This window comes from Pseudomonas serbica, from assembly GCF_028823535.1.
Classification (GTDB): domain Bacteria; phylum Pseudomonadota; class Gammaproteobacteria; order Pseudomonadales; family Pseudomonadaceae; genus Aquipseudomonas; species Aquipseudomonas serbica.
On sequence record NZ_JAQIYM010000001.1, the window covers coordinates 279542 to 303955 of the forward strand.

22 protein-coding genes and 1 pseudogene are annotated in these 24414 nt (G+C 61.5%); 7 read left to right on the forward strand and 16 right to left on the reverse strand.

All coding sequences use genetic code 11. From position 1 onward, the window contains the following. The first annotated feature begins 75 nt into the window (after nt 1-75). The gene (locus tag NQL71_RS01270; protein ID WP_274642177.1) at nt 76-1467 is read left to right on the forward strand and encodes an L-cystine transporter; all 1392 of its coding nucleotides are present in this window, start codon (nt 76-78) and stop codon (nt 1465-1467) included. Nucleotides 1468-1589: 122 nt separating this feature from the next. On the opposite strand, the gene NQL71_RS01275 is transcribed toward NQL71_RS01270, so the two are convergent. Beyond that, nucleotides 1590-2102, reverse strand: a complete 513-nt coding sequence (locus NQL71_RS01275) for a dihydrofolate reductase (RefSeq protein WP_274642178.1) — start codon at nt 2100-2102, stop codon at nt 1590-1592. 85 nt (nt 2103-2187) lie between these two features. Here NQL71_RS01275 and NQL71_RS01280 point away from each other — a divergent pair, with 85 nt between their 5' ends. Continuing rightward, nucleotides 2188-3558, forward strand: coding sequence for a DUF2868 domain-containing protein (locus NQL71_RS01280; protein ID WP_274642179.1), 1371 nt, complete (start codon nt 2188-2190; stop codon nt 3556-3558). After that, nucleotides 3551-4936, forward strand: a complete 1386-nt coding sequence (locus tag NQL71_RS01285) for a GTPase/DUF3482 domain-containing protein (protein WP_274642180.1) — start codon at nt 3551-3553, stop codon at nt 4934-4936. The genes NQL71_RS01280 and NQL71_RS01285 overlap by 8 nt, the downstream gene beginning before the upstream one ends. Nucleotides 4937-4942: 6 nt before the next feature. Here the strand turns inward: NQL71_RS01285 and NQL71_RS01290 are convergent, their stop codons facing one another. The 8 genes and pseudogenes from NQL71_RS01290 to NQL71_RS01325 form a co-directional block, all read right to left on the reverse strand. Continuing rightward, complete coding sequence (locus NQL71_RS01290; protein WP_046818376.1) at nt 4943-5476, reverse strand: hypothetical protein; 534 nt, start codon at nt 5474-5476, stop codon at nt 4943-4945. An 86-nt stretch (nt 5477-5562) separates the two neighbouring features. Continuing rightward, nucleotides 5563-6129, reverse strand: a complete 567-nt coding sequence (locus tag NQL71_RS01295; protein WP_274642181.1) for a phosphonate degradation HD-domain oxygenase — start codon at nt 6127-6129, stop codon at nt 5563-5565. After that, nucleotides 6071-6264: pseudogene (locus NQL71_RS01300) on the reverse strand (hypothetical protein); the annotation flags it as partial. The pseudogene NQL71_RS01300 and the gene NQL71_RS01295, both read right to left, overlap by 59 nt. A 97-nt stretch (nt 6265-6361) precedes the next feature. Next, nucleotides 6362-7387, reverse strand: a complete 1026-nt coding sequence (locus tag NQL71_RS01305) for a putative 2-aminoethylphosphonate ABC transporter substrate-binding protein (protein WP_046818378.1) — start codon at nt 7385-7387, stop codon at nt 6362-6364. 33 nt (nt 7388-7420) lie between these two features. Further along, complete coding sequence (locus NQL71_RS01310; RefSeq protein WP_046818379.1) at nt 7421-9145, reverse strand: putative 2-aminoethylphosphonate ABC transporter permease subunit; 1725 nt, start codon at nt 9143-9145, stop codon at nt 7421-7423. Then, on the reverse strand, nt 9145-10221 hold the full coding sequence (locus NQL71_RS01315; RefSeq protein WP_046818380.1) for a putative 2-aminoethylphosphonate ABC transporter ATP-binding protein: 1077 nt from the start codon (nt 10219-10221) through the stop codon (nt 9145-9147). Before NQL71_RS01315 ends, NQL71_RS01310 begins: the two co-directional genes overlap by 1 nt. Before the next feature lie 212 nt (nt 10222-10433). Next, complete coding sequence (locus NQL71_RS01320; RefSeq protein WP_274642182.1) at nt 10434-11297, reverse strand: LysR family transcriptional regulator; 864 nt, start codon at nt 11295-11297, stop codon at nt 10434-10436. A 16-nt stretch (nt 11298-11313) separates the two neighbouring features. After that, nucleotides 11314-13578 (reverse strand): heavy metal translocating P-type ATPase, encoded by a 2265-nt coding sequence (locus tag NQL71_RS01325; protein ID WP_046818382.1) that lies wholly within the window; start codon nt 13576-13578, stop codon nt 11314-11316. An 84-nt stretch (nt 13579-13662) separates the two neighbouring features. On the opposite strand from NQL71_RS01325, the gene cadR reads away from it, so the two are divergent. Further along, nucleotides 13663-14112 carry a Cd(II)/Pb(II)-responsive transcriptional regulator gene (cadR, locus tag NQL71_RS01330; RefSeq protein ID WP_020797330.1) on the forward strand — a complete coding sequence of 150 codons (450 nt, stop codon included), beginning with the start codon at nt 13663-13665 and terminating at the stop codon, nt 14110-14112. 65 nt (nt 14113-14177) lie between these two features. Here the strand turns inward: cadR and NQL71_RS01335 are convergent, their stop codons facing one another. The 3 genes from NQL71_RS01335 to NQL71_RS01345 all read right to left on the reverse strand — a co-directional run bounded on the left by NQL71_RS01335 (nt 14178) and on the right by NQL71_RS01345 (nt 16878). Beyond that, the gene (locus NQL71_RS01335) at nt 14178-15149 is read right to left on the reverse strand and encodes a thymidylate synthase (RefSeq protein WP_046818384.1); all 972 of its coding nucleotides are present in this window, start codon (nt 15147-15149) and stop codon (nt 14178-14180) included. 49 nt (nt 15150-15198) lie between these two features. Continuing rightward, entirely contained in the window at nt 15199-16005 is an 807-nt protein-coding gene (lgt, locus tag NQL71_RS01340; RefSeq protein WP_033041945.1) for a prolipoprotein diacylglyceryl transferase, read from the reverse strand. Nucleotides 16006-16095: 90 nt separating this feature from the next. Continuing rightward, nucleotides 16096-16878, reverse strand: a complete 783-nt coding sequence (locus NQL71_RS01345) for a sulfite exporter TauE/SafE family protein (protein WP_046818385.1) — start codon at nt 16876-16878, stop codon at nt 16096-16098. A 132-nt stretch (nt 16879-17010) separates the two neighbouring features. On the opposite strand from NQL71_RS01345, the gene NQL71_RS01350 reads away from it, so the two are divergent. Continuing rightward, nucleotides 17011-17757: an NRDE family protein gene (locus NQL71_RS01350; protein ID WP_046818386.1), complete on the forward strand. Its 747-nt coding sequence runs from the start codon at nt 17011-17013 to the stop codon at nt 17755-17757. Between the two features lie 82 nt (nt 17758-17839). On the opposite strand, the gene ptsP is transcribed toward NQL71_RS01350, so the two are convergent. Continuing rightward, nucleotides 17840-20119, reverse strand: coding sequence for a phosphoenolpyruvate--protein phosphotransferase (gene ptsP / locus NQL71_RS01355; RefSeq protein ID WP_046818387.1), 2280 nt, complete (start codon nt 20117-20119; stop codon nt 17840-17842). Between the two features lie 22 nt (nt 20120-20141). Continuing rightward, nucleotides 20142-20621 carry an RNA pyrophosphohydrolase gene (locus NQL71_RS01360; protein ID WP_007897732.1) on the reverse strand — a complete coding sequence of 160 codons (480 nt, stop codon included), beginning with the start codon at nt 20619-20621 and terminating at the stop codon, nt 20142-20144. Nucleotides 20622-20764: 143 nt separating this feature from the next. Here NQL71_RS01360 and NQL71_RS01365 point away from each other — a divergent pair, with 143 nt between their 5' ends. Then, nucleotides 20765-21421, forward strand: coding sequence for a histidinol-phosphatase (locus NQL71_RS01365; protein ID WP_046818388.1), 657 nt, complete (start codon nt 20765-20767; stop codon nt 21419-21421). A gap of 83 nt (nt 21422-21504) precedes the next feature. Here the strand turns inward: NQL71_RS01365 and NQL71_RS01370 are convergent, their stop codons facing one another. After that, entirely contained in the window at nt 21505-21930 is a 426-nt protein-coding gene (locus NQL71_RS01370) for a DUF2269 domain-containing protein (protein ID WP_046818389.1), read from the reverse strand. Between the two features lie 39 nt (nt 21931-21969). After that, nucleotides 21970-23484 (reverse strand): threonine ammonia-lyase, biosynthetic, encoded by a 1515-nt coding sequence (gene ilvA / locus NQL71_RS01375; RefSeq protein WP_046818390.1) that lies wholly within the window; start codon nt 23482-23484, stop codon nt 21970-21972. Nucleotides 23485-23632: 148 nt separating this feature from the next. Here ilvA and rpiA point away from each other — a divergent pair, with 148 nt between their 5' ends. Continuing rightward, nucleotides 23633-24307 (forward strand): ribose-5-phosphate isomerase RpiA, encoded by a 675-nt coding sequence (gene rpiA, locus NQL71_RS01380; protein ID WP_046818391.1) that lies wholly within the window; start codon nt 23633-23635, stop codon nt 24305-24307. The last annotated feature ends 107 nt before the right edge of the window (nt 24308-24414 follow it).

The following is a 24414-nucleotide window of genomic DNA, read 5'->3' on the forward strand; positions in this document are numbered from 1 at the left end:
GAAATCAAGCTGTTAGGCTTGCCGGTTCGCAGCTGCCCCGGAAGGTGGCTGGCACAAGTCACTTTCGGAGTTCTTATGAATCTGCCGCTGATTCTCAATCTGCTGGTGTTCCTCGCGTTACTTTTTGGTCTCGCACAAACCCGCCACACTACATTTAGCCTGGCGAAAAAAGTCCTGCTCGCCCTGGTGCTGGGCGTGGCGTTTGGTGTGGCGCTGCACACCGTCTACGGCGCCGGTAATCCGGTGCTGAAAGCCTCGATTGGCTGGTTCGACCTGGTGGGCAACGGTTATGTGCAGTTGCTGCAAATGATCGTGATCCCGCTGGTATTCGCCTCGATCCTCAGCGCCGTGGCCCGCCTGCACAATGCTTCGTCGCTGGGCAAGATCAGCTTCCTGACCATTGGCACGCTGCTATTCACCACCGCCATCGCGGCCTTGATCGGCATCGGCCTGACCAACCTGTTCGGCCTGACCGCCGAAGGCCTGGTGGCCGGCACCCAGGAAATGGCGCGCCTGCAAACCATCCAGACCGACTACGCCGGCAAGGTCGCCGACCTCAATGTGCCGCAGTTGCTGCTGTCGTTCATTCCGCAAAACCCGATCGCCGACCTGGCGCGGGCCAAGCCGACGTCGATCATCAGCGTGGTGATCTTTGCGGCGTTCCTCGGGGTTGCAGCGCTGCAACTTCTGAAGGATGACGTGGAAAAAGGTCAGAAAGTGATCAACGCCATCGACACCCTGCAAGCCTGGGTGATGCGCCTGGTACGCCTGGTGATGAAGCTGACCCCGTACGGCGTCCTGGCGCTGATGACCAAGGTGGTCGCTGGCTCCAACCTGCAGGACATCATCAAGCTCGGCAGTTTCGTGGTGGTGTCCTATATCGGCCTGGGCCTGATGTTTGTCGTGCATGGACTGCTGGTGTCCGCCGCCGGTATCAACCCGCTGCGCTTCTTCCGCAAGATCTGGCCGGTACTGACGTTTGCCTTTACCAGCCGTTCGAGCGCCGCGACCATACCGCTGAGCATCGAAGCGCAGACCAGCCGCCTGGGCATCCCGCAATCCATCGCCAGCTTCGCCGCTTCGTTCGGCGCGACCATTGGCCAGAACGGTTGTGCCGGCCTGTATCCAGCGATGCTGGCGGTGATGGTTGCGCCGACCGTGGGCATCAACCCGCTGGACCCGTTGTGGATCGCGACGCTGGTGGCGATTGTCACGCTGAGTTCGGCGGGTGTGGCGGGCGTTGGCGGGGGCGCGACCTTTGCCGCGTTGATCGTGTTGCCGGCGATGGGGTTGCCGGTGTCACTGGTGGCGTTGCTGATTTCGGTCGAGCCGCTGATTGATATGGGGCGCACGGCATTGAACGTCAGTGGTTCGATGACGGCCGGGGCGATTACCAGCCAGGTAATGCAGCAGACGGATAAAGCGCTGCTGGATGCGGATGAGCATTCGGCGTTGGCGCACGCTTAAGTCTTTCATTGCCTAAGCGGGCCTATTCGCGAGCAGGCTCGCTCCCACAGTGAGCGGTGGTGTTCACAGCATTTGTGATTCACCGCAAACCCATTGTGGGAGCGAGCCTGCTCGCGAAGCTTTTAAGCTTTTTCCCAAACCTCAAAACTGTACGCCGGTTTGTCGCCTTCCGCCGGATTCGGCACATTCGACACCAGCTTCCACTGCCCCGGATCAAACTCCGGAAACCAGGCATCCCCTTGCGGGCTCAACGCCACACGGGTCAGGTACAAGCGATCGGCCTGCGCCAGCCCCTGCCCATACAACTGCGCCCCGCCAATCAGCATCAGCTCATCGACGCCCTGCTCCTTCGCCCACTCCTCGGCGCGAACCACCGCGGCTTCCAGCGACGGATAAACTTCCGCGCCGTCAAGCACCAGATCCGCCTGACGGCTGACCACAATGTTCAAGCGGCCCGGCAACGGACGGCCGAGGGAATCCCAGGTCTTGCGGCCCATGATGATCGGCTTGCCCAAGGTGGTGGCCTTGAAGTATTTGAAGTCCCCCGGCAGGTGCCAGGGCATGCTGTTGTCGACGCCGATCACGCGGTTTTCACCGAGGGCTGCGATCAGGCTGAGGGGGAGTGATTTAGTCATGCCGGCGAGGATACCAGAGCCTCGCTTTCCCCGATAAGCGCCACAGCGGTTATGCTCACAGTTCAATTAAGCGACGGGATGCCGCGTGACTGAACTGAATACTCTCTGGCTGACAGAAACCATCCGACTGCGCGAAGAACACGCAGGCCCCCTGGAAGATCTGGAAGCCAACCGATTGGCGCGCAGCGCCGGCGGCGATTTGCCGACCCGCATTCAACGCCGCGCCCTGTGGCTGGCCGAGCGCGATGGCTTGGGCGATGCACTCAAACACTGGCTGCAAGGCGCCCGACTCGCGCTGATCGTATTGGCGGTGCTGGCCGTGGTCAGCGGCGCCGGCCTGGCCTTTGCCGCCATGGGCGACGGCCGGCACCCGGTGAATGTGTTCTGGGCGCTGGGCAGTCTGCTCGGGCTCAATCTGATCCTGTTATTGAGCTGGGCCCTGGGCCTGGTATTTGCCGGCGAACACGGCGCCAGCCTCGGGCGCCTGTGGCTGTGGCTCAGCGAAAAATTGGCCCGGGACGCGAAGGCGGCGCAACTGGCACCGGCCCTGCTGCTGTTGTTACAACGCCAGAAACTCAATCGCTGGGCCATCGGCGTGTTGATCAATGGCCTGTGGTTGTTGGCGATGCTCAGTGCCCTGGTGATTCTGCTGACGTTGATGGCGACCCGCCGCTACGGCTTCGTCTGGGAAACCACGATCCTCAGCGCCGATACCTTTATTGCCGTGACCCAGGCCATCGGCGCGCTTCCGGCCTTGCTCGGTTTCAGCGTGCCCACCGAGGTAATGATCCGCGCCAGTGGCGATGCCGCACTGAACATCGAAAGTGCCCGCCAGGCCTGGGCGGCGTGGCTCGTAGGTGTGTTGCTGGTCTATGGCGTGATGCCGCGCCTGTTACTGGCGCTGTTTTGTCTGTGGCGCTGGAAGTCCGGCCGGACAACCTTGCAGCTCGATCTGAATTTGCCCGGTTATGCCCCACTGCGCGAACGGCTGATGCCCACCAGCGAACGCCTGGGAGTCAGCGATGCCGCGCCGGCACAACTGCATCGCGTGGAGAGTGGCGTCAGCGAACAACACAGCAATGGCGCACTGTTGGTCGCCATCGAGCTGGACGACGACCGCCCGTGGCCGCCCCAACTGGCGAAGAACGTCAGCAACGCCGGGATCCTCGACAGCCGCGAATCGCGCAACAAACTCCTCGAGCAACTGAGCCGCTTTCCTCCTGCGCGCCTGGCGATTGCGTGCGATCCACGGCGCTCGCCGGATCGCGGCAGCCTGGCGCTGATCGCCGAACTGGCTCGCAGCGCCAGCGCCACTCGGGTGTGGTTGTTGCAGGCGCCGCCCGGGGAAGCGCTGGACGCCGACCGCCTGGGCGACTGGCATGTGGCGCTGCAACAACTGGAGCTGCCGTTCGCTGATTGCGCGCCGATGAACTGGCTGGAGACGGGTCATGACTGACGCCAGCAAGCAGCCCCTGAAACTCGCCGTGGTCGGCCACACCAACGTCGGCAAAACCTCGTTGCTGCGCACCCTGACCCGCGACGTCGGTTTCGGCGAAGTGTCCCACCGCCCCAGCACCACGCGGCATGTCGAAGGCGCGCGGTTGTCGGTGGACGGTGAGCCCTTGCTGGATCTCTACGACACCCCTGGCCTGGAAGACGCCATCGCCCTGCTCGACTACCTCGAACGCCTGGAGCGTCCCGGCGAACGACTGGACGGTCCGGCCCGGTTGGCGCGATTCCTCGAAGGCAGCGAAGCCCGACAGCGCTTCGAACAGGAGGCCAAGGTCCTGCGCCAGTTGTTGGCGTCGGACGCCGGGCTCTATGTGATCGACGCGCGGGAACCGGTCCTTGCCAAATATCGCGACGAGCTGGAAGTGCTGGCCAGCTGCGGCAAACCGCTGTTGCCGGTGTTGAATTTTGTCACCAGCACCAACCACCGCGAGCCGGCGTGGCGCGAGGCACTGGCGCGCCTGGGTTTGCATGCGCTGGTGCGCTTCGACAGCGTCGCACCGCCAGAGGACGGCGAACGCCGGCTCTATGAAAGCCTCGCGCTGCTGCTGGAAAATGCCCGCCCGCAACTGGAACGCCTGATCGCCGACCAGCAGGTCCAACGCCTGGCCCGTGAGCGCAGTGCGGCGCGGTTGATTGCCGAATTATTGATCGATTGTGCCGCATGCCGGCGCAGCGTGGTCAGCGATGCGAAACAGGAACAGCAGGCGATCGATGAGCTGCGCAAAGCCGTGCGCCAACGCGAGCAGCGTTGCGTCGAAGCGCTGCTCAAGCTCTACGCGTTTCGCCCGCAGGACGCCGCGGCCAGTGATCTGCCACTGCTCGATGGGCGTTGGGGCGATGACTTGTTCAACCCCGAAACCCTCAAGCAACTGGGGGTGCGGGTGGGTGGCGGTATCGCTGCCGGTGCCGCCGCAGGGGCCGGCGTCGACTTGCTGGTTGGCGGCCTGACGCTGGGTGCTGCCGCACTGGCCGGGGCGATCGCCGGCGGCGCCCTGCAAACCGCGCGCAGTTATGGCAGCCGCTTGCTGGGCAAGATCAAGGGCCAGCGCGAACTGACGGTCGATGACAGCGTGCTACGGCTATTGGCGTTGCGTCAGCGGCAACTGCTGCAGGCGCTCAATGCCCGTGGGCATGCGGCGATGGACAGCATTCAGGTGGCGACGCCACAGGACAAAACCTGGCGCGAAGGCAAACTGCCCGAGGCATTGAACAAGGCTCGCGCGCATCCGCAGTGGTCGTCGCTAAACCCGCAGCCAAAATTGACTCAGGCGGAACGACAGGAAGAAATCGAAGCGTTGGCCGGGAAAGTCGCCGATCTGTAGGGCCTGTTATTTCCACCTGAACATGAGAAACACATTGGCCAGCGATTGGACGATTACACCGTCGACTTGCTCGATAACGCCATCGTGATTGGCATCGCCATTGACGACGCACTCCAGCACGCCGTCGTTGTTGCCATCAAAGACCCCGTGCCAGGACTCCAGGCGCTCAGGCTCTCGACCTCGGTTGGCGTGATGCAGGTGCAACTTCACGACGTTGGGCGTGCCATCGGAGTGAAGATCCTCGGCGAAAATCTTCATGTACCGATCACCGTTTTCTCCGTCGTTGAACCAGTTCATCTTGAGATACGAATTTGCGAAAATTTCCAGCAACCGTTGGTCTATCGAGTTTTCCTTCCCGTTCTGATTTACGTCGCCTTTCTTGTAGTCGACTCGACCGTCGGTGTCGAAATCAACGGCGAACGCCTCGTTGACCAGGACACCTTCCATGCTCGGACCAAGCGCTTGATAAAATTCGAGTAAAACCAGATCCGCCCGGCCATTTCCATGACGATCCTGTGCAATCACTTTTAAATAACGCATCCGTGCGCTTCCTTGGGGAAAAACCTAGACTGCCCCGTTATCCCAAGGCACTCCATACGCCGTTTCCCTATGGTCTGTAAGACAACTCAGCGCGCCACGCCAGACAAGACCGTCGTGGCTTTGCGTTTCAACACCGCAAGATCAAGCACCGGCACATGCTTCTCCTTGGCCAGCTCATCCCACTGGCGCATGCGTAGACTGACTGCGCACAAAGGGTCCTGCTCGAATGCATCGGCCTCGGCCTCGGACATCACGCCACCCTGATATTCCAGGGTCCGACGACTGGCTTCGCTCAGGCGCTCGTAGTACCCCGGCTCTCTGCGTGTCAGATAACGTTTGGCTTGAACGTGATACTCCACCAACCGCGCCATGCGTTCGCTGAAACCTGCACGGCGCAGATAATCAGCGCCCAGCCGCTCATGACTCACGATGCCGTAGCCGCCCATGCTCTCGGCGCTTTCCCCGCAGATATGCCCGATGTCGTGAAAGAACGCCGCCAACACGACTTCATCATCAAAGCCTTCGGCCATCGCCAGTTGCGCGGCCTGGGACATGTGCTCGATCTGCGACACCGGCTCGCCGATGTAGTCGCTGCTACCGAACTGCTCGTACAAAGCGAACACTTTGGCGATCACTTGCTCGTTGCATTGCATCAGATTTCTCCCAACTGATGGCGATGTTTCGTTCGGCCATGGCCGGCCCGACGCTCAAGCCCTTCTGCGGACGCAGGAACTAAAACGGTCCGGCCCCCGTGAACCATAGACACCTTGCCAGCGTTCGACCACCTGCTCGGCATTGTCCTGAAGTCAGCCAGCTCCTAGGGGTATGCGATCTCCTGTAGGAGCTGGCTTGCCAGCGAAGAGGCCCTGTCAGCCGATGAAGAGCTTACTTGGCCGCCACTTTCTCAGACTTGCCGTCATAACGCTTGCGCCATTCGGCCAGGATCTCGTCGCGGTTTTTCGAAGCCCAGGCGAAGTCGTTCTTGATCAGGCGCTGCTCGTAGTCGGCTGGCAATTCAGTTTGCGGCTTGGCAATGCCCGGCTGCGCGAGTACGGCGAAGTTCTCCTTGTACAGATCCATCGCTTCGGCGCTGGCAGAGAAATCAGCCAGTTTCTTCGCCGCTTCTTCATGTGGAGTGCCCTTGATCACGGCAGTCGCTTCGATCTCCCAGCCCAGGCCTTCCTTCGGCAGGATGATGTCCAGCGGCGCGCCTTGGCGTTTCAGTTGCACAGCCGGGTATTCAAAGGAAATGCCGATCGGGAACTCCCCAGCCGCCGCCAGTTTGCAAGGCTTGGAACCGGAGTGAACGTACTGGCCGATGTTCTGGTGCAGACCGTCCATATAGGCCCAGCCCTGCTTCTCGCCGAACGTTTGCAACCAGGCGCTGACATCGAGGAAACCGGTGCCGGACGACGCCGGGTTAGGCATGACGATCTTGCCCTTGTATTCAGGCTTGGTCAGGTCTTGCCAGCTGACGGGCTTGCTCAGGCCCTGCTTTTGGGCTTCGACGGTGTTGAAGCAAATGGTCGCGGCCCACACGTCCATGCCGACCCAGGCTGGCGGGTTGGCGGCGTCGCGGTAGTTGCCGCCGATCTTGCCGAGGTCTTTTGGCGCGTAGCTTTGCAGCATGCCTTGCTGGTCGAGGATCGCCAGGCTCGATGCGGCCAGGCCCCACACGGCGTCCGCCTGCGGACGGGCTTTTTCAGCCAGCAGTTTGGCGGTGATGATCCCGGTGGAATCACGCACCCATTTGATTTCGACGTCCGGGTTGGCCTTTTCGAACGCTTGCTTGTAGGTCTTCAGTTGTTCGGCTTCAAGAGCGGTGTACACCGTCAACTCGGTTTTCGCCGCAAAGGCGTTCAGGCTGAAAGCGGTGAGGACAGCGGCGGCCAGGGCCATAGGCTTGAACATGATCTTTTCCTGTAGTTGAGTTGAGGGCATGAATCAGTGACCAGGCGCGGTCTGCCGCCAGGCTTGTGAGCGGCGCAGCAAACCGCTTGAAGCCCAGGCCAGCAGCAGGGACACGCCCGCCGAGGTGAACAGAATCAGGGTCGACATCGCCGCCGCACCGCCAACGTTGCCGGCGTCGTCCATGTTCAGCACCGCGACCGCCGCGAGGATGGTGTCGGGGCTGTAGAGGAAGATCGCCGCCGAGACGGTGGTCATGGCCGAAACGAACAGGTAGCGCACGATGTCCAGCAGTGCCGGCAGGCAAATCGGCACGGTGACCCGCAGGTAGTGCCGATACAGCGGCGCCTTGAGCGACAGCGCGGCGGCTTCGAACTCGGCATCGAGTTGACGCAGCGCGGTGGTGGCGGTCATTTGCGCGGTGGTCAAATAGTGAGCAATGGTGCAGACCACCAGCAGGGCCATGGTCCCGTAGAGCACGTGCAGCGGGTTGCCGGCGAGGTTGAAGAAGAAGACGTAGCCCAGGCCCAGCACCAGGCCCGGCACCGCCATCGGCACGAAACTGAGCATGCGCAATGCCAGGTTCAGCCCGGGCTGGCTCCTGGTTTTTTCCATCAGGTACGCGCCGGTGAAGATCAGCACGCTGCCGATCAGCGACGTGCACAACGCCATCTTCACGCTGTTGCCATAGGCCAGCCAGCCGCCACCCGCGGTGTCGTTGAACTGGTAGTGGTTGAGCGACAGCGACAGGTTGTACGGCCAGAACTTCACCAGCGACGAGAACACCGCCATGCCGAACACCAGCAGCAAAGCGCTGCAGATCAGCAGGACCACCGCCAGGTAGCAGCCGTCGCGCAGTGTCGAGGGTGCAGGTTTGAACACCTGGGCACGACCGCTCATGGAATCGCCGTGGCGCCGACGCAACCAGGCATCGACTCCGAAGCTGAACAGCGCCGGCAGCAACAGCACCATGCCGATCAATGCGCCTCGTCCGAACTGTTGCTGGCCGACCACCGCCTTGTAGGCTTCCAGCGCCAACACTTGATAGTCGCCACCGACCACTACGGGTACACCGAAGTCAGTGATGGTCAGGGTGAACACCAGGCAGAACGCAGCGAACACTGCCTGACGGGTCGCCGGCCAGGTGATGCTGCGAAAAGCTTTGGCGGGACTTGCGCCCATGCTGGAGGCGGCATCGAATAGACGCGCATCCGCCAGGGACAGGGCCGACAGCAGGATCATCAAGGCATGCGGGAAGGTGTAGATGACTTCACCCAGAACGATGCCCCAGAAACCGTAGATGTTGTCCGAGAACAGGCTACGCAGCATGCCCTGGTTGCCAAACAGGTAAACCAGCGCGATGCCGGGCAGCATCGACGGCGCCATCAAGGGCAGCAGCGAAATGCCACGCCAGATACCTTTGCCGGGGATCAAGGTGCGTTGCAGTGCGTAGGCAAACAGATAGGCCAGTGGCACGACAATGGCTGCGACGCTGAGGGAAACCTTCAGACTGTTGCCAAGCAACCAGTGGAAATTTTCGCTGGTCACCAGTTCCCTGGCAGCGACCCAACCACCGCCCTGCCCGGCCTCAGCGCTGAAACCACGCCAGAAGATCGCCAGCAACGGCATCAAGACGGCGATGCTCAACAACAGCAGCAGAAGGACTTTGCCGCCGACCACGAACAGCCGGTCACCGATCTCGGCGCGGGAAACCTGCCGCACTTGCTTGTGCGGCAGCGGCAGCGCGATGTTCGCGCTCATCAGGCGAACACCTGCAGGCTGCGTGGAGGCAAGGCGACCATGATCTGCTGGGCCCCAAGACGCGGCATGGCTTCCGGTGCCAGCTCCGCCAGGAGCGCATGGCCCGGCAATTGATCGAGCTCGAAACTCATACGGCAGCGGTTACCGAGGAAGGTGATTTCACGAACCTTGGCCGGGAACAGGTTTTCCTCATGCACCAGTGGGTTGACGTTGATCGCTTCAGGGCGGCAGAACAACCGGCCCGACGCGGTCTTGGCGCCACCATCGGCCAGACGCATGCTCATCCCGCCGACCTGGGCGTGGCTATCGCTGCTGCGCTGGAACGGCAACCAGTTGCCCTGGCCGACGAACTCGGCCACGAACGGCGTGGCCGGACGGTTGTAGATTTCCTGCGGCGTGGCGTACTGCTCGACCTTGCCGTTGTTCATCACGGCAATGCGGTCGGCCATCAGCATGGCCTCGTCCTGATTGTGGGTGACCATCAGGGTGGTGATGCCGAGGCTGCGTTGCAGCTGGCGCAGCTCGGTGCACAGGTGCTCACGGACGCGGGCATCGAGGGCCGACATCGGTTCGTCCAGCAGCAACAGCGAAGGTGCCGGGGCCAGGGCGCGAGCCAGCGCCACGCGCTGCTGCTGGCCGCCGGACAATTGGCCGGGGTACTTTTTCTCGCTGCCGCCAAGGCCCACCAGTTCCAGCATCTGACCAACGCGCTGGCGCACCTGGTCGCGACCACTACCGGCCAGGCCGTAGGCAATATTGGCTTCGACAGTGAGATTGGGAAACAGCGCGTAGGACTGAAACAGAATGCCGTAGTCCCGCGCCTGGGGCGCCAGGTGGGAAACGTCGCGATCGCCCAGGTACAGCTCGCCGCTGTCCTGCTTCTCCAGGCCGGCGATGCAACGCAGCAAGGTGGTCTTGCCACAGCCCGAAGGGCCCAACAGGCACACCAGTTCACCGGCCGCCACGTCGAGGGAAACGTTGTCCAGCGCGGTAAACGCGCCAAAGCGTTTCTGTACACCGCGCACCTTCATTGGGGCACCGGGGTTGCTCAGGGCAGTTGCGATCGAGTTGTTCATGGACGGACCTCATCTGGCAGATGGGGCCATCCTAGGGTTGTAATGCGTCCGTCATGTGGCAGTAAGGCAAAAACCGCCGATAGTGGTATTCGAGGATTTTGGTTCGGTGTCTGTGCTGACCCCTTCGCTGGCAAGCCAGCTCCTACAGTTTATTGCATTCCCCTGTAGGAGCTGGCTTGCCAGCGAAGAGGACCGAACAATTACCGCAGAGCTCAGGCCGGAGACATTTCCTGCGCCAACCCCAGGAACGCCGCCGGCAACCGGGCGTTTTTTCTCTCTTTGAGGCAATACAAATATTCAGGTATCTGCGGCGCATCCTCGATCGTCAGCACCCGCAACTGAGGATCGTGCGGCACTTCCTGGCGGGCAATGATGCTGATGCCGATGTTGCGCAACACCGCCTCGCGGATCGATTCGCGGCTGCCGATCTCCAGCAGCGGCCCGAAACACACACCGGCATTGGAAAGCAACGCTTCGGTCAAGCGGCGGGTGGTCGAGCCCGGTTCGCGCATCAACACGGTATGCCCGGCCAATGCACCCAGCGATACGTGATCGTGGACCGCCAGCGGATGATTGCGATGCACCGCCAGCACCAGCGGATCACTGCCGAGCACCCGCCGAATCAGCCGCGCATCCTCCAGCAACTGCGAGGACGCCGCGACATCGACCCGATAATCCTCGAGTGCCTCCAGAACTTGCTGGGAATTGCCGATCTCCACCGACACCTCCACCTGCGGCAGGCGCTCGCGGAAGGTCTTGACCAGGTCGAGGATGTAATACGGCGCCGTGGCGGCAATGCGCAACGTGCCCTGGACCTGCCCGCTGTTGCGCAGGAAAAACTCGATGTCGGCTTCCTGCTGCAGCAGCGTCTTGACCATCGGCAACAGCCGCGCCCCCTCATCGCTGACGCTGAGACGGCGGCCGCCCCGGTAGAACAACTCAACCGAGTACTGGCTTTCCAGGTTGCGAATCTGCGTGGTCACCGTGGGTTGGCTCAAGCCGAGCTTTTTCGCTGCCAGGGTGATGCTGCCCAGGCGGGCAACCATGTAAAACGCCTTCAGCTCGGCACTCAGCACAACCTTCTCCCATCCTCTATTTGCGCAACAGGCGCAGTCCATTGAACACCACCAACAGGCTCACGCCCATGTCGGCGAACACTGCCATCCACATGGTAGCGAGCCCGGCGAAGGTTACCCCAAGAAAGATCGCCTTGATCACCAAAGCCAGGGCGATGTTCTGCTTGAGGATGCTCGATGTCTGGCGCGACAAACGAATGAATGCCGGAATCTTGCGCAGATCGTCGTCCATCAGGGCGACATCGGCGGTTTCGATGGCCGTGTCGGTACCCGCAGCCGCCATGGCGAAACCAATCTCGGAACGGGCCAGGGCCGGCGCATCGTTGATGCCGTCCCCCACCATGCCGACGTTATGCCCCTTGGCATACAGCGCTTCGATCGCCTGCAACTTGTCGCTGGGCAACAAATCGCCCTTGGCCTCGTCGATGCCGACCTGGGCGGCAATCGCCTGGGCGGTGTGGACGTTGTCGCCTGTGAGCATCAGGGTCTTGATGCCCAAGTCATGTAGCTGCTGGATCGCTTCGCGGCTGGATTCCTTCACCGTGTCGGCCACGGCGAACAGCGCCAATGGGCCGGATGGGTCGAGCAGCAACACGACGGATTTACCCTGTTTTTCCAGCGCGAACAGCTGCTCTTCCAGCTCAGGCGAGCACAGGTTCAGCTCTTCCACCAGCCGATGGTTGCCCAGGTGATAGGTCCGGCCATTGATGTCCCCGCGCACTCCGCGCCCGGCCAACGCCTCGAAGTTATCCACCATCAGCGACGCGGATTGTTTATTCACAGCCACATTGGCGATGGCCAGCGACACCGGGTGATCCGAACGACCGGCCAGCGCTGCGGCAATCGCTGGCGCAGACTCGTTGGCTGTCGGGTCAAGCGACAGATAATCGGTCTGCACCGGTTTGCCATGGGTGAGGGTTCCGGTTTTATCCAGCGCCAGGTAGTCGAGCTTGTAGCCCCTTTCCAGATACACACCACCCTTGACCAGGATGCCTTTGCGCGCGGCGGCGGCGAGGCCGCTGACGATGGTCACCGGGGTGGAAATCACCAGTGCACAGGGGCATGCGACCACCAGCAACACCAATGCGCGATAAATCCAGTCAAACCACAACGCGCTCATGAACAGCGGCGGAATCACCGCCACCGCGAGGGCGAAAATGAACACGGCCGGCGTGTAGATTCTCGAAAACTGGTCAACGAATCGCTGGGTCGGTGCGCGCGCGCCTTGAGCCTGTTCGACGGCATGAATGATCCGCGCCAGCGTCGAGTGGTTCGCTTCAGCGGTCACCACATATTCCAGGGAGCCGGCCTGATTGATGGTGCCGGCGAACACCTTGTCGCCAACCGTTTTATCCACCGGCAGGCTTTCACCGGTGATCGGCGCCTGATTGATGGTCGAACTGCCCGACACCACTTCACCGTCCAGACCGATACGTTCGCCAGGACGCACCCGCACCCGCGCGCCGAGCTCGATGGTTTTGACATCTTGAGCAATCCAGCTGCCATCGGCCTGCAACACCGTGGCCTGCTCCGGGGTCATTTGCATCAGGCCGCTGATGGCGTTGCGCGCCCGGTCCAGGGATTTGGCCTCGATCAATTCGGCCACGGTGAACAGGAACATCACCATCGCCGCTTCCGGCCACTGGCCGATGAGGATCGCACCGGTCACGGCGATGCTCATCAGTGCGTTGATGTTGAGGTTGAAGTTTTTAAGGGCGATCCAGCCTTTTTTATAGGTACCGAGGCCGCCGCTGAGGATCGAGATCAGCGCAATGATCGCTACCACCCAGTTCGGCGCAGCATTGCTGAAATGGATCACTTCGGCGGCCAGCGCGCCAATACCCGACAGCGCCAGGGGCCACCAGGGTTTTTTCTCTGGAACCGGCGCGGGCGCTTCAGCGCCCTTCTCTATCGGCTCGGCCTGCATGCCGAGGGACTTGATCGCGTCGATGATCGGCGCGGTGCTCGGCAGGTCATGGGTGACGCCAAGTACACGGTTGATCAGGTTGAATTCCAGCTGCTGCACACCCGCCAGCTTGCCGAGCTTGTTCTGTATCAGCGTCTGCTCGGTCGGGCAATCCATGGCCTCGATGCGGAAACTGCTCAACCGCGCGCCGGCCGTCGGCGTTTCGCTCAGTTTGATCAGCGAGGGGGCCGTGGCTTTCGAAGAACAGCAGGAATCACCATGGCTGCCATGTACATGCTTAATCACAGGCTTGAGTTTGCTGCTGCAGCAATCGTCTGCGGCATCAGGTTTATGCGTGTGCTGGGAATCGCTCATCGGGTTCATCCATAAAGGTGCCTGTTGCCAAGTAAAGACCCTGTAGCCACTATAGGGTCAAGCACCCATTTGGAGATTGCCGTCATGAAGATTGGAGAGCTGGCCAAACTTACCGATTGCGCCGTGGAAACCATCCGTTACTACGAACGCGAGAACCTGCTGCCGGAACCGGCCCGCAGCGACGGCAACTACCGCGTCTATACCCAGGCCCATGCCGAACGCCTGACCTTCATCCGCAACTGCCGCACCCTCGACATGACCCTCGAAGAAATCCGCAGCCTGCTGGCGTTTCGCGACAGTCCGCAGGATCAGTGCGAAAGCGTGAATGCGCTGATCGACGAGCACATCCACCACGTCAAGGCGCGAATCGATGGGCTGCTGGCCCTGCAGACGCAACTGCTCGACCTGCGCCAACGTTGTGGTGAAGGGCCGGACGTCGATCAGTGCGGGATTTTGCAGCGGCTGGAGGTCAGTGGCGGGGTTGTGGCGACGGAGGTGGAGCATTCACATGTCGGGAGAAGTCATGGGCATTGAGGGCCTCTTCGCTGGCAAGCCAGCTCCTACAGGGTTTCGTTGAATCTGTAGGAGCTGTGCCAGACTCAGACGGCCATTGGCGCGGTCATCGGTGCGTGATGTTCGTAACCTTCCAGCGAGAAATCGCCCGGCTCCACCAGTTCCAGCCACTCCGGCTGATAAACACCGGTCTTGGCAAACTCCGGCACACGGTCGCTGATCACCAGTTTCGGCATCGGGAACGGCTCGCGCTTGAGCTGTTCGTTGAGCATGTCCAAGTGGTTTTCGTAGACGTGGGCATCGCCGATGAAATAGGTGAACCAGCGCGGCGTGTAGCCGGTCAGGCGGCCGATCAGGCTCAGCAGCGCGGCGCCTTCGGTGAGGTTGAACGGCGTGCCCAGGCCCAGGTCGTTCGAACGGATGTAGAGGGTCAGGGAAATCTCCTTGGTCTCGACGTTCGGGTGAAACTGGTACAGCAGGTGACACGGCGGCAACGCCATTTCATCGAGCTGGGCGACGTTCCAGCCGTGGAACAGGATCCGCCGGCTGCCCGGGTCCTTGATGATGGTGTCGATGCACTGGCGAACCTGGTCGATGGCCTTGTACAGCACCACGTAGGCCTGGCCATTTTCTTCGCCTTCTGCGATCTGGCGGTAGCCTTGCTTCAAGGTTTGCTCGATGGCGGCCGGGTTGCTGAGCGGGATCTGCTTGTACGCCGGCCATTTGCGCCATTGCACGCCATAGATTTCACCGAGGTCGTCTTCACCCTGGCGGAACGGATTGGCCAGCCACTGGGCGTTTTCGTTGGCGTTCTGGTCCCAGACCTTGCAGCCCAACGCACGGAATTGGGCGGCATTGTTCACGCCACGCAAAAACCCGCACATCTCGCCGATGGCCGATTTGAAGGCCATCTTGCGCGTGGTGATCGCCGGGAAACCTTCCTTCAGGTCGTAGCGCAGCATCGCGCCCGGAAAGCTGATGGTGTTCACGCCCGTGCGGTTCGCCTGTTTGGTGCCGTTCTTGATGACGTGGGCGACCAGTTCGAGATATTGCTTCATGAGTTACCTGTGTCCTTGAACCCGCAGCCATCGCTACGGGGTTCGAATTTTATACGGCTGCCGCTGGAGTCGCCGGGGCGCGGTGATACGCCAGCCAGATCAGGAACAACCCGCCGACGATCATCGGCACGCACAGCACCTGCCCCATGGTCAGCCAGTTCCAGGCCAGATAGCCCAGTTGCGCATCCGGTACGCGGACAAATTCGACGATGAAACGGAAGATGCCGTAGAACAGCGCGAACATCCCCGATACCGCCATGGTCGGGCGCGGCTTGCGCGAGAACAGCCAGAGGATCAGGAACAGCGCCACGCCTTCAAGCGCAAACTGATACAGCTGCGAGGGGTGACGCGCCAGTTGCGCCGGATCGGTCGGGAAGACCATCGCCCACGGCACATCGGTGGCCTTGCCCCACAACTCGGCGTTGATGAAGTTGCCGATCCGTCCGGCGCCGAGGCCGATCGGCACCATCGGCGCGACGAAATCCATCAGCTGGAAAAACGACTTGTTGTTCTTTTTGCCGAACCACAAGGCTGCCAGCATCACGCCGATGAAGCCGCCGTGGAACGACATGCCGCCCTTCCACACTTCAAAGATCAACAGCGGGTTGGCGATATAGGCACTCAGATCGTAGAACAATACGTAGCCCAGGCGACCACCGACAATCACCCCCATCGACATCCAGAACACCATGTCGGAGAGCTTCTCCTTGTTCCAGGTCGGGTCGAAGCGGTTCAACCGGCGCGAGGCCAGCAGCCAGGCGCCGCCGATGCCGATCAGGTACATCAACCCGTACCAGTGGATTTTCAGCGGACCGATGGCCAGGGCCACCGGGTCGATCTGCGGGTAAGGCAGCATTGCGACTCCTCATGAGTTCATATCAATTCCCGGGCGACGCTGCCACCTCAGGATTAAGCCAGTATTGCGCTGCCCGTCAGAGCAGATGCTTCAGACTAGAAAGTTCAGACCGACGCAGAACAGCAAAGCCGCAAACAGTCTTTTCAGCAACCTTGGCGACAGATTGTGCGCCAGTCGCGCGCCGAAACGGGCGAAGACCATGCTGGTCAGGGCTATGCCCAATAACGCCGGCAGATAAATGAAACCGAGACTATGGGCTGGCAGCAACGGATCGTGCCAGCCCAGAATCATGAAAAATAATGCACTGGACAATGCAATCGGCAGGCCGCAGGCCGATGAGGTCGCCACCGCCTGCTGCATCGGCACACTGCGCCAGGTCAGGAACGGCACCGTCAGCGAACCGCCGCCAATGCCGAAAATCGCCGAAGCCCAGCCAATCACGCTGCCGGCGACGGTCAGACCGACTTTCCCCGGCACCGTTCGGCTGGCCTTTGGCCTTAGGTCCAACGCCAGCTGCGCGGCGATGACCAGGGCGAACACGCCGATGATCTTCTGGAGGTTGGGCCCGGAGATCGCTTCGGCGGTCAGTGCACCAAAACCCGCACCGATCAGGATGCCCAGGGTCATCCACGCAAAAATTGGCCAGCGCACCGCCCCGCGGCGGTGATGCTCACGAATGGCGTTGACCGAGGTAAAGATGATCGTCGCCAGCGAGGTGCCCACGGCCAGGTGCGTGAGGATCGACGGATCAAATCCCTGCGCTTTAAAGCTGAATACCAGCACCGGGACGATGATGATTCCGCCCCCTACGCCGAACAGCCCGGCCAGCACTCCGGCACAGGCGCCGAGCGCCAGATAGAGCAGAAATTCCATGCTGTTTCCCCACCCAACCCCAAAACCGGAGCGGCATGGTAACGGATGCATGGCCTCGGGCTCCACTGGATGGCGATGGATACCCGCACGATGACTGCGTACAGTGGGCAAAAAACACACAAGGATCACCTTATGTGCCTGATTGTTTTCGCTTGGCGACCGGGCCACGCCCAACCGCTGATCGTGGCGGCCAACCGCGACGAATTCTATGCCCGCCCCAGCCTGCCGCTGGCGCAATGGCCCAAAGCACCGCACGTGCACGCCGGGCGTGACCTGGAGGCGGGGGGCACCTGGCTGGGTGTCGGCGCCAACGGGCGTTTTGCCGCGCTGACCAACATCCGCGATCCGCATCGACCGCCGGGGCGCCGGTCCCGCGGTGAGTTGGTGGCGAGGTTTCTTACCGAAAACCTGCCGATTGATGACTATTTAGTCGAGGTTGTCGCGCGCTCGCCGGAATATGGCGGGTTTAACTTGCTGATCGGCAACGCCAACGAGTTGTGGCACTTCAATGCCCGGGAATCGGAAGCGGTGATGCTGCAACCGGGGGTCTACGGCTTGTCGAATGCCGGGCTGGATACGCCATGGCCGAAACTGCTCAAGGCCAGGGCGGCGTTGAGTGAAGTGCTGGATGATCCGCAACCCCAGGCGCTGCTGAAGTTGTTGAACGATCCGCAAACCGCACCGTTTGCCGAGTTGCCGGATACCGGGGTGGGGCTGGCGACTGAGACATTGCTGTCGAGTGTGTTTATTGCCAGCCAGAGTTATGGAACGCGGGCGAGTACGGCGTTGATCGTGCAGGCGGATGGCTCGCGGCGGTTGGTCGAACGGAGTTTCGGGCCGTATGGCGGGCATCTTGGGGAAGTAGAGATCAGCATTTAGTTGCGCTGTCCCAATCGCGAGCAGGCTCGCTCCCACAGGCGAATGTGGGAGCGGGCTTGCTCGCGAAGGGGGCGCCGCAGGTTTAGAGGGCCTTGATCGCCGCCGGATTGATCATCCGCGCCAACCCGAGGTTCTTCAGCGCCAACTGCAGCGAGCTGTGGATAACCTGCGGGTTGTCGATGGTCATCAGCTCGGCCAGCAATTCCCTGGCCTTGCTCAGGTTGATCTGGCGCAGCATCCACTTAACCTTCGGCAGGTTGGTGGCGTTCATCGACAGGCTGTCGAAGCCCATCGCCATCAGCAGCACCGCCGCAGCCGGATCACCGGCCATTTCGCCACAGATACTCACCGGCTTGCCTTCGGCATGGGCATCACGCACCACGTTCTGCAGGGCCTGGAGCACCGCCGGATGCAAGTAGTCATAGAGGTCGGCTACCCGCGGGTTGTTGCGATCCACGGCCAGCAGGTACTGGGTCAGGTCGTTGGAACCGACCGAAAGGAAGTCCACTTGCCGTGCCAATTCCCTAGTCTGATAAACCGCGGCCGGAATCTCGATCATCACGCCAACCGGCGGCATGGGGACGTCGCACCCTTCGTCGCGAACCTCACCCCAGGCACGGTGAATCAGGTGCAGGGCTTCTTCCAGCTCGTGCGTGCCGGAGATCATCGGCAGCAGGATCCGCAGGTTGTTCAAGCCTTCGCTGGCCTTGAGCATGGCACGGGTCTGCACCAGGAAGATTTCCGGGTGGTCGAGGGTGACCCGAATGCCGCGCCAGCCGAGGAACGGGTTGTCTTCCTTGATCGGGAAGTACGACAGCGATTTGTCACCGCCGATGTCCAGGCTGCGCATGGTCACCGGTTGCGGGTGGAAGGCGGCGAGTTGCTCGCGGTAGATCGCCAGTTGTTCCTTTTCGCTGGGGAACCGCTGGTTGATCATGAACGGCACTTCGGTGCGATACAGCCCGACGCCTTCGGCGCCGCGTTTCTGTGCTCGCGCTACATCCGCCAACAGGCCGGTGTTGACCCACAGCGGCATGCGGTGGCCATCGACCGTGACACACGGCAGGTCACGCAGCGCATCAAGGCCCAGGGCCAGTTGTTTCTCTTCTTCCACCATCTCGGCGAACTGCTTGCGCAGCACGTCGCTGGGGTTGGTATAAACCTCGCCGCGATGACCGTCGACGATCATACCAATGCCATCGACCTTGGAATACGGCAGGTCGACCAGGCCCATCACCGTCGGAATGCCCATCGCCCGGGCCAGAATCGCGACATGGGAGTTACCCGAACCGAGTACCGATACCAGGCCCACCAGCTTGTTTTCCGGCACCTCGCCGAGCATGGCCGGCGTCAGTTCCTCGCTGACCAGGATGGTATTGTCGGGGTAGACCAGGGTTTGCTGGCGCTCTTCCTGCAAGTAGGCGAGCAGGCGCCGACCCAGGTCCTTGACGTCCGAGGCGCGCTCACGCAGGTAGGCATCGTCCATCAGTTCGAAACGGTTGACGTGATCGGTGACCACCTGGCGCAACGCGCCCTGGGCCCACTGGCCGGTCTTGATCACGGTGGTCACTTCGTTGCCCAGCGCCGCGTCGTCGAGCATCATCAGGTAGACGTCGAACAGGGCCCGTTCTTCCGGGCGCAATTGGGTGGCGAGCTTGGCCGACAAGGTACGCATGTCGGCCCGCACGCCTTCGATGGCGGTCTTGAACAGCCCGAGCTCCGCGTCGATGTCGATGATGGTCTTGTCGGGCACCACGTCCAGATCGGCCGGTGGCAGCATGACCACCGCCGTGCCCACCGCCGCGCCAGGCGAGCCCGGCACACCGACGAACTTGGCTTCCTGGATACCCTTGCCCTGCCGCCCCAAACCACGGATCGAGCCGGTGGCCTCGGCGTGGGCAATTACCCCGGCGAGCTGCGCGCTCATGGTCACGAGGAAGGCTTCTTCACCCTCGTCGAACTGGCGGCGTTCCTTTTGCTGGATGACCAACACGCCGACGACGCGACGGTGGTGAATGATCGGCGCCCCGAGGAACGAGGCGTAGCGCTCTTCACCGGTTTCGGCGAAGTAGCGGTACCGCGGGTGATCCGCGGCGTTTTCAAGGTTCAGGGGTTCTTCACGCGTGCCGACCAGGCCGACCAGACCTTCATTGGGTGCCATGCTGACCTTGCCGATCGAGCGCTTGTTCAAGCCCTCGGTGGCCATCAGCACGAACCGGTTGGTCTCCGGGTCAAGCAGGTAGACCGAGCAGACCTGGCTGCCCATGGCCTCTTTGACGCGCAACACAATAATCCCCAACGCCGCCTTGAGATCCTTGGCGGAGTTAACTTCCTGGACGATCTTGCGCAGCGTATTGAGCATGGCTCGGGGTCGAACTCCGTCGTCAGTCGCGCGCTAAAAGGCGCGGGGCAAGCTCTTTGAGGGCGCGTCGATACACCTCGCGCTTGAATGTCACCACCTGGCCCAACGGATACCAATAGCTGACCCAGCGCCAGCCATCGAATTCCGGTTTACCGGTCAAATCCATCCGCACCCGCTGCTCGTTGGAGATCAGGCGCAGGAGAAACCATTTCTGTTTCTGGCCGATGCACAGCGGCTGGCTGTGCGTCCTGACCAGGCGTTGCGGCAAACGATAGCGCAACCAGCCCCGGGTGCAGGCGAGTATTTCAACATCTTCGCGCTCCAGGCCCACTTCTTCGTTCAGCTCGCGGTACAAGGCGTCTTCCGGCGTCTCCTGGGGGTTGATCCCACCTTGAGGAAACTGCCAGGCATCTTGATTGATTCGGCGAGCCCATAGCACCTGGCCGGCATCATTCGTGAGAATGATCCCGACATTAGGACGGAAACCATCGGGGTCGATCACGGCAACAACCTCGCAAACGCATGTCCTCGCATTGTTCCACAAAGGTTGTGAAGGCAGCAACGCACCGGTCTACGTTATGTGCACTCTTGTGAAAAGTCCGTATTCTGGACACCTTTCTACAGACTTTTCAGCGAGTAACTGCAATGCGGCTGGCTTTATTCGACTTGGACAACACGCTTCTGGGCGGCGACAGCGACCACGCCTGGGGCGATTACCTGTGTGAGCGCGGCTTCCTCGACGCCGTCGCCTACAAGACACGCAACGACGAGTTTTACCAGGACTACCTGGCTGGCAAGCTGGATAACGCCGCCTACCTGAATTTCTGCCTGGAAGTGCTCGGCCGTACCGAAATGGCCACCCTGGATCTATGGCACAGCGACTACATGCGCGACTGCATCGAACCGATCGTGCTGCCCAAGGCGATCGAGTTGCTGGCCCAGCACCGCGATGCCGGTGACAAACTGGTGATCATTACCGCCACCAACCGCTTCGTGACCGGCCCCATCGCCACGCGCCTGGGCGTCGAGACCTTGATCGCCACCGAATGCGAAATGCAGGATGGCCGCTACACCGGGCGCAGTACCGATGTACCGTGCTTCCGTGAAGGCAAGGTGACAAGGCTGAATCGTTGGCTGGAAGAAACCGGGCACAACCTCGAGGACAGCTACTTTTATAGCGACTCGATGAATGACCTGGCGTTGCTGGAGCAGGTGGCGAATCCGGTGGCGGTTGATCCGGATTCGAATTTGCGGGCTGAGGCCGAGAAACGTGGCTGGCCGGTGATTTCGTTGCGCGATTGACATTGCTTTCGCGAGCAAGCCCGCTCCCACATTCTAATGTGGGAGCGGGCTTGCTCGCGAAGGTGGCGACTGGGTCTCAAGCCTTACACAGGCTTGGCACCCATCAACCCGGCAATCGCCACAAAACAGACAAAACTGAACAACGCCAAGGCAAAGGTAAACCTGCCCACGCCACTCGGCGTCTTGCGCAGCTTGTTCAGCCGCACCAACAACCAGAACCACGCCAACGCCGCCACGGTGTACAGCACACTGGACGCCAGCAACCACGTCTGCCCCAGCGGCCAACCCACCAGGTGGACCATCCCCCAGCCGGTAAACGGCATGCTCAACAGCGCCAGCCCCATCAACAACCAGATGAACACTCGTGGTCGTTGCAGGGTGCGGCTGCCCGCCGTCGCGTCGCCGTTACGCCGCGCGCGCCAGACCCAGATCCCCAGGCTCAGCGCGCCCAGCAGCAACACCACCGTCGCCACCATGTGCGCCGCTTTCAGGGCCGTTAACGTTTCCATCGTCGGTATTCCTTATGACCTGCCCATCAGCGTAGCCGCTCAGCCCAGAAACAGCTGATAGGCCGGGTTGTCGCTTTCATCCCAATACGGGTAGCCGATTTCTTCCAGCGCAGCCGGCACCAGGTGACGTTCCTCGTGAGGCACCTGCAGGCCCGCGACCACACGGCCATCGGCCGCACCATGATTACGATAGTGAAACATCGAGATGTTCCAGCGCCCGCCGAGCTTGTTGAGGAAGTTGAATAGCGCGCCCGGACGCTCCGGAAATTCGAAGCGCAGGATCACTTCATCGACCACATGCGCCGCACGACCGCCGACCATGTGACGGATGTGCAACTTGGCCAGTTCGTTGTCGGTCAGGTCGACGACCGGGAAGCCCTGCTCGCCCAGGCTGGCGATCAACGCACGGCGAGGGTCGGTGTCCGGATGGGTCTGCACGCCGACGAAGATGTGCGCTTCGCTACCGGTGTTGTAGCGGTAGTTGAATTCGGTGATCTGGCGCTTGCCGATGGCTTCGCAGAACGCCTTGAAGCTCCCCGGCTTCTCGGGGATGGTCACGGCGATGATGGCTTCACGACCCTCGCCCAGTTCGGCGCGCTCGGCGACATGGCGCAGACGGTCGAAATTGACGTTGGCCCCGGAGTCGATGGCCACGAAGGTCTGGCCGGTAACGCCGCGGGACTCGACATACTTCTTGATCCCGGCCACGCCCAGGGCGCCGGCAGGTTCGGTGATCGAACGGGTATCGTCGTAGATGTCCTTGATCGCCGCACAGATTTCATCGGTGCTGACGGTGATGACTTCGTCGACGTAGTCTTTGCAGATCTCAAAGGTGTATTGGCCGATCTGAGCCACCGCGACGCCATCGGCGAAGATGCCCACGGTCGGCAACACCACGCGCTCACCCGCCGCCATGGCAGCTTGCAGGCAATTGGAGTCATCCGGCTCGACGCCGATGATCTTGATGTCTGGCCGCAGGTACTTCACGTACGCCGCAATACCGGCGATCAGGCCGCCACCGCCCACCGGCACGAAGATCGCATCCAGAGGCGCCGGGTGCTGGCGCAAAATCTCCATGGCCACCGTGCCCTGCCCGGCAATGGTGTGAGGATCGTCGTAAGGGTGAATGTAGACGTAGCCTTTTTCGTCGACCAGTTTCAGCGAGTAGGCCAAGGCCTCCGGAAACGAATCGCCGTGCAGCACCACTTTGCCACCACGCGAGCGCACGCCTTCGACCTTGATCTCGGGCGTGGTCTTGGGCATGACGATGGTGGCTTTTACGCCCAGGACCTTGGCGGCCAGGGCCAGGCCTTGGGCATGGTTGCCGGCGGAAGCGGTGACCACGCCGCGGGCGCGTTCTTCGTCGCTCAGTTGGGTCAGCTTGTTGTAGGCACCGCGAATCTTGAACGAGAACACCGGCTGCAGGTCTTCACGCTTGAGCAAAATCTCGTTGCCCAGCCGCTCGGAGAGCTGACGGGCAGTCTGCAATGGGGTTTCTACGGCAACGTCATAAACGCGCGAGGTGAGGATCTTTTTGACGTACTGTTCAAGCATCGGAAAGCATCACTGAGCGGGTTGGGCAGGATCAAGGAGTCTAACCCGGCTTTTGGCCGCACGACCACACGAATCAAGAGGTTTTGCCTCGCCATGGGGCTATAATGCCTGCCTTTGCGTTCTTACCTTGCCCGCTTCCGGAGCCCGCATGACCCAGGATCAACTCAAACAGGCCGTAGCCCAGGCCGCCGTCGACTTCATCCTCCCGAAACTCGATGACAAGAGCATCGTCGGGGTCGGCACCGGCTCCACCGCCAACTGCTTCATCGATGCCCTGGCCCAGCACAAGGGCGCCTTCGATGGCGCGGTCGCCAGCTCTGAAGCCACCGCGGCACGCCTCAAGGGCCACGGCATTCCGGTGTACGAGCTCAATACGGTCAGCGACCTGGAGTTCTACGTCGACGGCGCCGACGAGAGCGACGAGCACTTGAACCTGATCAAGGGCGGCGGAGCGGCCCTGACCCGCGAGAAAATCGTCGCGGCCGTGGCCAAGACCTTCATCTGCATCGCCGACGCCAGCAAACTGGTGCCCGTGCTCGGCGCATTCCCGCTGCCCGTGGAGGTGATCCCGATGGCCCGCAGCCACGTGGCCCGCCAGCTGGTGAAACTGGGCGGCGACCCGGTCTACCGTGAAGGCGTGCTGACCGACAACGGCAACATCATCCTCGACGTGTTCAACCTGGAGATCACCAACCCGGTTGAGCTGGAATCGCAGATCAATGCGATCGTCGGCGTGGTCACCAACGGCTTGTTTGCGGCGCGCCCGGCGGATCTGCTGTTGCTGGGCACCAGTGAAGGCGTAAAAACCCTGCGCGCCCAATAATACGCAATACCCTTGTAGGAGCTGGCTTACCAGCGAAGAGGCCATCAAATCCAACATTGATGTTGAATGATCTGCCGCTATCGCTGGCAAGCCAGCTCCTACAGGTT

Bases quoted from the DNA above. Each gene is read 5' to 3' on its own strand.
- NQL71_RS01270 (WP_274642177.1), top strand. From the start codon at position 76: ATGAATCTGCCGCTGATTCTCAATCTGCTGGTGTTCCTCGCGTTACTT.
- NQL71_RS01275 (WP_274642178.1), bottom strand. From the start codon at position 2,102: ATGACTAAATCACTCCCCCTCAGCCTGATCGCAGCCCTCGGTGAAAAC.
- NQL71_RS01285 (WP_274642180.1), top strand. From the start codon at position 3,551: ATGACTGACGCCAGCAAGCAGCCCCTGAAACTCGCCGTGGTCGGCCAC.
- NQL71_RS01290 (WP_046818376.1), bottom strand. From the start codon at position 5,476: ATGCGTTATTTAAAAGTGATTGCACAGGATCGTCATGGAAATGGCCGG.
- NQL71_RS01295 (WP_274642181.1), bottom strand. From the start codon at position 6,129: ATGCAATGCAACGAGCAAGTGATCGCCAAAGTGTTCGCTTTGTACGAG.
- NQL71_RS01305 (WP_046818378.1), bottom strand. From the start codon at position 7,387: ATGTTCAAGCCTATGGCCCTGGCCGCCGCTGTCCTCACCGCTTTCAGC.
- NQL71_RS01310 (WP_046818379.1), bottom strand. From the start codon at position 9,145: ATGAGCGCGAACATCGCGCTGCCGCTGCCGCACAAGCAAGTGCGGCAG.
- NQL71_RS01315 (WP_046818380.1), bottom strand. From the start codon at position 10,221: ATGAACAACTCGATCGCAACTGCCCTGAGCAACCCCGGTGCCCCAATG.
- NQL71_RS01325 (WP_046818382.1), bottom strand. From the start codon at position 13,578: ATGAGCGATTCCCAGCACACGCATAAACCTGATGCCGCAGACGATTGC.
- cadR (WP_020797330.1), top strand. From the start codon at position 13,663: ATGAAGATTGGAGAGCTGGCCAAACTTACCGATTGCGCCGTGGAAACC.
- NQL71_RS01335 (WP_046818384.1), bottom strand. From the start codon at position 15,149: ATGAAGCAATATCTCGAACTGGTCGCCCACGTCATCAAGAACGGCACC.
- lgt (WP_033041945.1), bottom strand. From the start codon at position 16,005: ATGCTGCCTTACCCGCAGATCGACCCGGTGGCCCTGGCCATCGGTCCG.
- NQL71_RS01345 (WP_046818385.1), bottom strand. From the start codon at position 16,878: ATGGAATTTCTGCTCTATCTGGCGCTCGGCGCCTGTGCCGGAGTGCTG.
- NQL71_RS01350 (WP_046818386.1), top strand. From the start codon at position 17,011: ATGTGCCTGATTGTTTTCGCTTGGCGACCGGGCCACGCCCAACCGCTG.
- ptsP (WP_046818387.1), bottom strand. From the start codon at position 20,119: ATGCTCAATACGCTGCGCAAGATCGTCCAGGAAGTTAACTCCGCCAAG.
- NQL71_RS01365 (WP_046818388.1), top strand. From the start codon at position 20,765: ATGCGGCTGGCTTTATTCGACTTGGACAACACGCTTCTGGGCGGCGAC.
- NQL71_RS01370 (WP_046818389.1), bottom strand. From the start codon at position 21,930: ATGGAAACGTTAACGGCCCTGAAAGCGGCGCACATGGTGGCGACGGTG.
- ilvA (WP_046818390.1), bottom strand. From the start codon at position 23,484: ATGCTTGAACAGTACGTCAAAAAGATCCTCACCTCGCGCGTTTATGAC.
- rpiA (WP_046818391.1), top strand. From the start codon at position 23,633: ATGACCCAGGATCAACTCAAACAGGCCGTAGCCCAGGCCGCCGTCGAC.